Below are 1,115 nucleotides of genomic sequence, written 5' to 3'. Positions count from 1 at the left end.
CTGTATGTTCTGCAAAAATGTTTTCATGTTGCGCTTGTAAGGCCGTACAGCAAAAACATCAGGAATGAATTGACAAAAATGTCTAAAGTTTACATTTTGGATACCGGAATGATGAACGTATTAACGAATAATTTTCAACCTTTGGACGAGAAAATAAATAAAGGCAATTACTGGGAAAATATATATTACAGGCAACTTGTTGAGCATTATGGCGCGGGTAATATTAATTTTTGGAGAACTACGAACGGCAATGAAGTTGATTTTATCATTCACGAAACGGGAAAACCCTCGCGCGCCGTAGAGGTTAAGTACAACAATGAAAAAATTAACCAAGTCAAATATAAAAAGTTTCGTGCGGATTATCCCGAAATAGATTTAACCTTCGCTTATTACGAACCTTTTTCCGAAGATTTTTTCAGAACAGGCTTATAAATGATTGTAACCGTAAAAGACCTCTGGAAAATTTACCCCATGGGAAGCGTCGAAGTTCACGCCTTAAAAGGCGTGAACCTGGAGATTCAGGAGGGGGATTTTGTCTCCGTCGCTGGACCTTCCGGCTCGGGAAAAACAACGCTAATGAACATCATCGGGTTAATCGACAGTTTCAGCAGGGGAAGCCTTTCCATAAACGGCCTTGAAATTATCAGCCAAAACAGAAGGGAGCTTGCCCGTCTTCGCCGCGAACTTTTGGGGTTTATTTTCCAGTCGTTTAACCTTTTGCCGGTTTTAAACGTTTTTGAAAACGTGGAACTGCCGTTGATTATTTCCGGTAAAGGCGGGACAAAAGCGCAACGCAGGGAAAGGGTGGATTATTTGTTAAACGAAGTGGGGCTTTCCGAAAGAAGCCGCCATATTCCCGCCGAATTATCGGGCGGGCAGCAACAGCGCGTCGCCATCGCGCGGGCACTTGTTACAAGCCCCCGTATTGTCATCGCCGACGAGCCTACCGCCAACCTTGACTCGGAAACCGGAGAAAAAGTTTTAAGCCTTATGAAAAAAATTAACCGTGACGAAAAAACCACTTTTATCTTTTCCACCCACGATCCTGAAATTTGGAAAATGGCGGATCATGTCATCTTTCTGCAGGACGGCCTTGTAAAAACGGAGCAGAGGCA

General features: G+C 43.4%; 2 protein-coding genes. Both read left to right on the top strand.

The genetic code is table 11. The annotated features are described in order from the left end of the window. On the top strand, positions 1-432 hold a 432-nt coding region (locus ACYVTD_RS13255), incomplete at its 5' end, for a DUF4143 domain-containing protein (protein WP_461248211.1). Next, on the top strand, positions 433-1,115 hold a 683-nt coding region (locus ACYVTD_RS13250; RefSeq protein WP_461248210.1), incomplete at its 3' end, for an ABC transporter ATP-binding protein.

Source organism: Treponema sp. R6D11 (assembly GCF_054786075.1).
Note: the sequence above shows the minus strand (reverse complement) of the source record. Positions and strands in the feature narration are given on the sequence as shown.